The sequence below is a fragment of the Acidocella sp. MX-AZ02 genome (assembly GCF_000306035.1).
GTDB classification, from domain to species: Bacteria; Pseudomonadota; Alphaproteobacteria; order Acetobacterales; family Acetobacteraceae; genus Acidocella; species Acidocella facilis.
Window position 1 is genome coordinate 299017 of record NZ_JH976208.1, and the last position, 7468, is coordinate 306484.

10 protein-coding genes are annotated in these 7468 nt (G+C 63.2%); 2 read left to right on the plus strand and 8 right to left on the minus strand.

The window, feature by feature from the left end:
• The coding region (locus MXAZACID_RS09695; protein ID WP_008494120.1) for a hypothetical protein at positions 1-1029 on the minus strand (1029 nt) is incomplete at its 3' end.
• Positions 1029-2021 carry a radical SAM protein gene (locus MXAZACID_RS09700; protein WP_008494121.1) on the minus strand — a complete coding sequence of 331 codons (993 nt, stop codon included), beginning with the start codon at positions 2019-2021 and terminating at the stop codon, positions 1029-1031. The genes MXAZACID_RS09695 and MXAZACID_RS09700, both read right to left, overlap by 1 nt.
• Positions 2022-2221: 200 nt before the next feature.
• Between MXAZACID_RS09700 and MXAZACID_RS09705 the strand changes: the two genes are divergently transcribed.
• Positions 2222-2707, plus strand: coding sequence for a hypothetical protein (locus MXAZACID_RS09705; protein ID WP_144052735.1), 486 nt, complete (start codon positions 2222-2224; stop codon positions 2705-2707).
• Positions 2708-2811: 104 nt separating this feature from the next.
• Here MXAZACID_RS09705 and MXAZACID_RS09710 read toward each other — a convergent pair whose 3' ends face one another.
• The 3 genes from MXAZACID_RS09710 to groES form a co-directional block, all read right to left on the minus strand.
• A complete protein-coding gene (locus MXAZACID_RS09710) occupies positions 2812-3351 on the minus strand; it encodes a hypothetical protein (protein ID WP_144052736.1) in 540 nt (179 codons plus the stop codon).
• Positions 3352-3452: 101 nt separating this feature from the next.
• The gene (gene groL, locus MXAZACID_RS09715) at positions 3453-5099 is read right to left on the minus strand and encodes a chaperonin GroEL (protein ID WP_008494125.1); all 1647 of its coding nucleotides are present in this window, start codon (positions 5097-5099) and stop codon (positions 3453-3455) included.
• Between the two features lie 64 nt (positions 5100-5163).
• Complete coding sequence (gene groES / locus MXAZACID_RS09720) at positions 5164-5457, minus strand: co-chaperone GroES (protein ID WP_008494126.1); 294 nt, start codon at positions 5455-5457, stop codon at positions 5164-5166.
• Between the two features lie 269 nt (positions 5458-5726).
• Here groES and MXAZACID_RS09725 point away from each other — a divergent pair, with 269 nt between their 5' ends.
• A complete protein-coding gene (locus MXAZACID_RS09725) occupies positions 5727-5984 on the plus strand; it encodes an usg protein (RefSeq protein ID WP_008494127.1) in 258 nt (85 codons plus the stop codon).
• A gap of 2 nt (positions 5985-5986) precedes the next feature.
• Here MXAZACID_RS09725 and MXAZACID_RS09730 read toward each other — a convergent pair whose 3' ends face one another.
• The 3 genes from MXAZACID_RS09730 to MXAZACID_RS20100 all read right to left on the minus strand — a co-directional run.
• Complete coding sequence (locus tag MXAZACID_RS09730; RefSeq protein ID WP_008494128.1) at positions 5987-6370, minus strand: lysozyme inhibitor LprI family protein; 384 nt, start codon at positions 6368-6370, stop codon at positions 5987-5989.
• Between the two features lie 5 nt (positions 6371-6375).
• Entirely contained in the window at positions 6376-7035 is a 660-nt protein-coding gene (locus MXAZACID_RS09735) for a class I SAM-dependent methyltransferase (protein WP_008494129.1), read from the minus strand.
• 82 nt (positions 7036-7117) lie between these two features.
• Positions 7118-7468: thioredoxin family protein (locus MXAZACID_RS20100; protein ID WP_008494130.1), on the minus strand; the 351-nt coding region annotated here is incomplete at its 5' end.

Below are 7468 nucleotides of genomic sequence, written 5' to 3' on the forward strand. Positions count from 1 at the left end.
CGCGGGGAGTTTCGCGGTTAGCGAAACGGGGAGCAGGCGCAGCAGCGCGACCCTTACGCGGTGCCAGAAGGCGGACAATAACAGCAGCGCGCAGCCGGCGATCAGCGCTGTCACCGCCAGGCTCTGCGCCTCGCTGCCGGACTGGCGCAGCACATGCGCCAGCGCATAAATCACATAGCCAAGGGCCGAGACCAGCAAGGCCCGCCGGTCCACCAGCAGCGCCACCATTGCCAGCACCGCGTACAGCGCCACCGCCATCGCCGCATCGCCGCCGCCCTGCAACAGCCCCAGCAGATAAAACGCCGGATGCACCAGCATGGGGGCGGCCAGCAGATGCAGCCAGAACGCCACATCCGCCCGGCGGGTGATCCTGGCGCGGTCCGACATGTCCCACCACAGCGCCACCGCGAACACCGCCAGCCCGCCCGCGATCATCAGCCAGGGCCAATAAGGCAGCAGCCCCGGCGCGAAGCCCAGCGCCAGAAACACCACCAGCCCAACCAAGGCCCCGCACCCGGCCGCCACCGTGATCGGCACCTTGAACCGCCACCAATGCGCGTAAATCGCCAGCGCCTCGAACCCGGCGGTAAAGCCGGTGGTGAGGTATAGCCCGCTCTTGGTTCCCACCCGCCCATAAGGCAGAAACGCCAGCAAATGATCGGCCACATAAACCCCAATCACATGCATCAGCAGCAGCGCGACACCCTGCGCATACATCAGCAGGAGCAAAATACTCGGCAGCGCCATGCGCCGGCGGCGGGTGAAATACTCCGCCATCACCCAGGCTTCCGCCGCCATCGCCAGCCCGCGTGACCAGGCATCCCCGGCCAGCACGAAGGTGGCGATGCCGACCAGCGCGATGGCGATGGAGACGAAAATATCGTTGAAGCCGCTCAACAGCCGGACATATTCCTCATCCACCGCCGGCAATTGCCGCCGCGCCGCGACGAACTCGCGCAGCGCCGCCGCATTTTGCGCGGTGATCGCCCCGTGTTGAACCGCTTCGTCGAGATCCTGTTCGGAATACATCAGACCAAAGCGGGCTTCAGATCCGCCTCGCGCTGTTTGCCCCGGAAGCCGTCGAACAGGCTCATCTGGTGCACGCAGCTCAGCGTGCAGGTCGGCGCGCAATCCTTCTTGGTATGGTATTCGCGCTTAATGTCCTCGCGCGTGTATTCCAGCAGCGGTTTCGCCGGATAGCCGCGCTGCTGCGAGCAATAATGCACCCGCCCATCCTCGGTGATGTAGAGATAGCGCGCCCCCGCCCGGCATTTCCAATCATTCGGCTTGCCCTGCATCAGGTTCTTCTGGAACAGCTTGTAGTTCAGCGTGTGCACCATCGAGGGCGAAATCTCCGTCACCCTCCGGTACGCCGCCATCTGCGCGTCCGAGAGCGCCTTCAGCGCCCCGGAATGGTCGTGCAGCACGCCCACCGAATGCTGGAACCCGTATTTCGCCGCGGTCTCGGCGATGGTGATCACATCCTGCGTGCGCTCACCGGTGACACCCAGCACCGAGTTCACATTCACATTGAACTTCGCATGCTCCTGCAGCAGCTTCAGCCGCCCTTCCACCGACGAGAGGCTCTTCATCGAAATATCGTCGGCGATCAGATTATCGATGCTGATCTGCATGCCCTGCAGCTTCGCCGCGTTCAGCCGCTCGATCCAGCTTTTGGAGAGCTTGAAGCCGTTGGTGATCATGGTCACGATCATGCCCTTGTCGCGGGCATGGCGGATCACCTTGTCCAGATCCGGGTGCAGCAGCGTCTCGCCGCCGGTGACGGTGAGCGAGGCGCAGCCCAGATCCGCCAGGTGGTCCACCTGCGCGATCAAGGTCGCCAGCGGCACGGGGGCCGAAAAATCGTCATATTCATTGCAATAGCCGCAGGCCAGGTTGCAGCGCCGCGTCACCACCATCTGCGCCAGGAGCGGCGTATAGCGCGTGAAAATCGCCTTGCCGGCGAAGCGCAGGCCCGCTCCTAAAGTATCGAGGCGCTCGGGAAGGGTCGGTTTATCCACGCGGAGGGGCTTTCTGGCTGGTGAAATACCAAGACAATAAAGAAAACAGTGAAAAACTCAAATTGTGACGCTCTGTCGTCTCTCTTGTTCATCAGCTTTGGCCGTGAGATGAACCGGCGATCGAAACAAGAAAAAGCTCGATGGGATCACCTGTTACATCGCTTTTTACGATGCCGATTTCGACGACCGACGCCGGCGCAATGGCAAATCTGTTCCTCAATGAGGCGGCTGGCCCGCACAAAGAGGCGACATTAACGCTCAAGGCGATGGGTTTGATGCGGTGCGTTCTGGAAAATCGCTTGCGCCACCCGGGGATGTTTGGGGCGCCGGGTGCGACCACGCTGACGCAGATCATCAAAGCGGCGGGCTTTGGGGTACAGTTTGCCGGGTTTAACACCTACCCGACTTTACCTGCGTCCATACAGGCTAATATTGATGCGAAGTTGAGCATTGCGGCCGATTTATCGGACCCACGGCAGGCGCGTTATCTTGCGTTTGTGAAGGCGGCAATCACCGCGGCCACCCAACCAGCGCCTACCGATCCATGTCCGACAGGGCTATATTTCTGGCGCACGGCAGGTGCGTCAGGTCCTGGCGGCAAATCCTCCCTCTACCAAAGCCTCGATGGGAATGACTTTTACACCTTGCCGGCAGGCTTTTTCCCCGCGTCCCATAAGCGCCGCTAAGGTGATGTTTGTCTTGCTGGCGTCCGCGAAGGCTGACTCACGGATTGGCGGCGTCGGCTATAATCAGCTTCATGGCGTCGGCGTGAAGCTGAAGCCCAGGGCGGCTACCCTCCGCACGCGACCCGCACCCACGTCACCGCCTGGCTCAAATCCGGATAGGCGTCGGATTTATCGAAAAATCGCATCGCCATCATCGCAGGATCGGATTTAGCAAACACCCAATTTGCAGCGGCGAAGCCGGGTAGGATGATGGCGTAGGGGGCGTTCTCTTGCATGTTGGCGGGGCTGAAATCGCGATGTAACGTCACGATGGCGGAGGATGTCCCCGCATCCCCCGAAATCCCAAGTTGGCACAGCCCTTTGCCGTTCGGGCAGGTCTCGTCCATGGCGAGTTCGGTCTGCAAGGTTTTGCCGTTGGGGGTGTAGAGCTGGAACACCCAACGCGCCCCCGCCGCAGCCGCCGTCTGGTGTCGGATGGTCAGCCGATAGAAGGCTGGCTGGTCCGGATCGTGCAGGGCGGGTTGCGGCCTGGGCTCATAAACCGCGCCATATATCCCGCAAGACGCCGCCCGCGCCTGCAACGGCCCCAGCAGGCATGTCAGCACCAACCCTGCTCTCAACGATGCGCCACGCCACGCCGCCACGCTCATCTCCTCGCTCGATGTGTCTTGTCTAACAGCGCCGCGCCCAACAAAAAACCCCGGCATCGCTGCCGGGGTTTCCTGTTTCAACCTGGAGGGCTGGATTAGAAATCCATGCCGCCCATGCCGCCCATGCCGCCCATGTCGGGGGCGCCCATCGGGGCCTTCTTCTCGGGGCGCTCAACAACACCGGCTTCGGTGGTGATGATCAGAGCGGCCACGGAGGCGGCGTCCTGCAGGGCGGTGCGCACAACCTTGGTCGGGTCGATGATGCCGGCGGCGACCATGTCCTTGAATTCGCCGGACTGGGCGTCGTAGCCATACACGTACTCGTTATTATCGAGCACCTTGCCGGCGATGACCGCACCGTCTTCACCAGCGTTCTCGGCGATCTGGCGCAGCGGCACCTGGATGGCGCGGCGGATGATCTCGATGCCGGTCTGCTGGTCGTTATTCTCGGCCTTCAGCCCGTCCAGCACCTTGGAGGCGCGGGCCAGTGCGACGCCGCCGCCCGGCACGATGCCTTCTTCAACGGCGGCGCGGGTCGCATGCAGCGCGTCGTCGACGCGGTCCTTGCGCTCCTTCACCTCAACCTCGGACGAACCGCCGACGCGGATGACGGCAACGCCGCCGGCCAGCTTCGCCAGACGCTCCTGCAGCTTCTCACGGTCGTAGTCCGAGGTGGTCTCCTCGATCTGCGCGCGGATCTGGTTGACGCGGCCGGTGATGTCCTCCTTGGCGCCCACACCCTCGACGATCGTGGTGTTTTCCTTCTCGATGAGGACCTTCTTGGCGCGGCCCAGCATGTTCAGGGTCACGGTCTCGAGCTTGATGCCCAAATCCTCGGAGATCACCTGGCCACCGGTCAGGATGGCGATGTCTTCCAGCATGGCCTTGCGGCGGTCACCGAAGCCCGGCGCCTTCACGGCGGCGATCTTCAGGCCGCCACGCAGCTTGTTCACGACCAGGGTGGCCAGGGCTTCGCCCTCGACATCCTCGGCGATGATCAGCAGCGGCTTGCCGGTCTGCACCACGGCTTCCAGCAGCGGCAGCATCGGCTGCAGCTGGGAGAGCTTCTTCTCGAAGATCAGGATGTACGGGCTCTCGAGGTCCGCAACCATCTTCTCCGGGTTGGTGATGAAGTACGGGGAGACATAGCCGCGGTCGAACTGCATGCCCTCGACGACATCGAGCTCGGTCTGGATGCCCTTGGCTTCCTCAACCGTGATCACGCCCTCATTGCCGACCTTCTGCATCGCCTTGGAGATCATCTCGCCGATCTCGGTCTCGCCATTGGCGGAGATGGTGCCAACCTGCGCGGTCTCGGACGGGTTGGTGATCTTCTTGGTGCGGGCCTTCAGCTCTTCCACGACGGCGGTAACCGCCTTGTCGATGCCGCGGCGCAGATCCATCGGGTTCAGGCCAGCAGCCACGGCCTTGACACCCTCGCGCACGATGGCCTGAGCCAGCACGGTCGCGGTGGTGGTGCCGTCGCCGGCCAGGTCGTTGGTCTTGGAGGCGACTTCGCGGATCAGCTGCGCGCCCAGATTCTCGAACTTATCGGACAGCTCGATTTCCTTGGCGACGGACACGCCGTCCTTGGTAATGCGCGGGGCGCCGAAGGATTTCTCGATGACGACGTTACGGCCCTTCGGGCCCAGCGTCACCTTGACGGCGTTGGCGAGGGTATCGACGCCGCGCAGCATGCGGTCGCGCGCGTCGGAACCAAAACGGACATCTTTAGCAGCCATGTGTTTAGCTCCTTGAATTGAATTGAGCGTCTGATGACGGCGGCCTCAAGGCCACCATTCAAAATCAGGCCGCGACGATCCCGAGAATATCGGATTCTTTCATGATCAGCAGGTCTTCGCCGTTCAGCTTGACCTCGGTGCCGGACCATTTGCCGAACAGCACGCGGTCACCCGCCTTGACGTCCAGCGCGACCAGCACGCCGGCCTCGTTGCGCACACCGGAACCGGCAGCGACAACTTCACCTTCCTGCGGCTTTTCCTTGGCGGTGTCGGGGATGATGATGCCGCCCGCGGTCTTTTCCTCGGGGGTGATGCGACGAACGACGACGCGGTCGTGCAGGGGGCGGAAATTCGCCATATGATCGCTCCTAAACATTATGTCTTAAAAGCTTCCCAGCCTGTCCGGCCCAATCGTGCGGCACCGCGGCTGTTAGCACTCCATTGGAAGGAGTGCCAGAGATGTAGCCTGTGCCGGCAGTGTAAGTCAAGAACGGCAGCACTTCCCGGTTTTGAGTGCTAAGTTGCTGGTTTCGTTGAAGATTATAGTTGCGCAGCAGGGGGCTGTGTGTGGCAGTCTGGTGAAACCCCGGGGATTGCCAACACTGACTTCAAGAGAGAGTGCCAAGCATGTCCCTTGCCTTGCAGATGCGCGACTACCGCCTGACCACCGCTGAGATCCTCTATCATCTGCCGGACCATCCGGGCCTGTTGCAGAGCTATATCTGGCAGGAGCTTGATCTCGCGCCGAAATTCCCCGCCTTGCATAAATTCCTGGATTTCTGGGCCGCCAACCTGGATGGCAAGCTGCATTCGGTTCGCGTCGGCCAGGCGGAGCTGATCAAGCCCGCCGGCTGGCGCAACGCCCAGCTGCTGACGCTGCATTAGCTTTATTGGCCGCCGCAGCTGACATCGCCCTCCTGGCAGTGCAGCTGCGCTTCCAGCCGCCTGGTCTGGGCCTGGGTCAACGCCGTTTCGCACTGATTGAGCACCAGCGGGTGGATGCTCCCGCCTTGCGTGCCCATCGTTTCGAAGCCGCATTGCGCGTCGCGGTAAGCAACCCAGTCGCGCTCGGCCTCGCGCAGGCCGGTCTGGCCGGCCGGGGAGAGTTTCGCCATCAGCGTGCGGTAGCTGGCATTCAGCGCCGCATCCGCGGTCTGGAACGCCTGATAGGAGCAGATATTCAGATCCGTCTGTGTCTGCGTGTCGGCGCAGTTCTGCGCCAAAGCCGGGCCGGTCAGCAGCAGGCCAGCCACCAGGATGATGCCGCGCATGGCGGTTAGCGCACCAGCTCCACCAGCCGGAACAGCCCGATCGGCCGCATATCCGTGATCCGCGCCTGGGCGAGGTCGGCGGCCTTGAACATATGGTCCAGCCGGAAATCCGGGTGCCAGCCCAGCGGCTTCGAGGCCGGGGCCATGGCGCGCTCGATCCACCAGATCGGCCCCGACTCGCGGGCGAAATGGTTGACGAACAAAATCCGCCCGCCCGGCTTCACCACCCGGCGCAGCTCCGCCACCAAAGCCCGCGGGTCCGGCACCACGGAGGCGACGAACATCGCCACCGCGACATCGAAGCTGCCATCCTCGAAGCTGGTCGCCTGCGCGTCCATCTCTTCCAGCGCCTCGACATGGCGCAGCCCCATCTCGGCCACGCGGTCGCGGGCGATGTTCAGCATGTCGTCCGACAAATCAATGCCGGTGATGCGCTTGGCCGGGCTGTAGAGCGGCAGCGCCAGCCCGGTGCCCACCCCCACCTCCAGCACCTTGGCGCCGGGGGCCGCGTTCACCGCTGCCACCGCCGCGCGGCGCGCGTGGCCCGAGACCAGCCCGAACCAGCTGTCATAGGATTTCGCGTAGCGTGAATAGGTGGCTTTGATGCTGTCAGCATCCAGTTTCGCGCGTGGGCCGGACAGCGCCGCGCCGGAGACATCCTGCATCCTCAAGTCCTTGACGCCTGTCATTTTATCGTAACCGAATTTTGCGCGGATTGGGCTCAGGCGCAATGGCCGTAAAGGTTTTTTAACCTTGCAGCGCCGCTTTCACGATGCCGGGGGTGAGGATTTGCGGCAAAATCGCCGCCGCGCCGCCCGGCGGATAATAGAGATAGAGCGGCACGCCGGCGCGGTGGCTGGCCGTCAGCAAGGCGGTGATGGCCGGGTCGCGGTTGGTCCAGTCCCCCACCAGCAGCGCGACATGCTTGTCCTTGAACAGATCCCGCACTGGCGCGGCTTCCAGCGTGGTGCGCTCATTCACCTGGCAGGTGATGCACCAGGCGGCGGTGAGGTCGATGAAGACCGGCCGGTGCTGCGCCCGCAGCTGCGCCAGCAGCGCGGCGCTGTAAGGCTGCGCGCCGGGCAAGGTGAGGCTGGC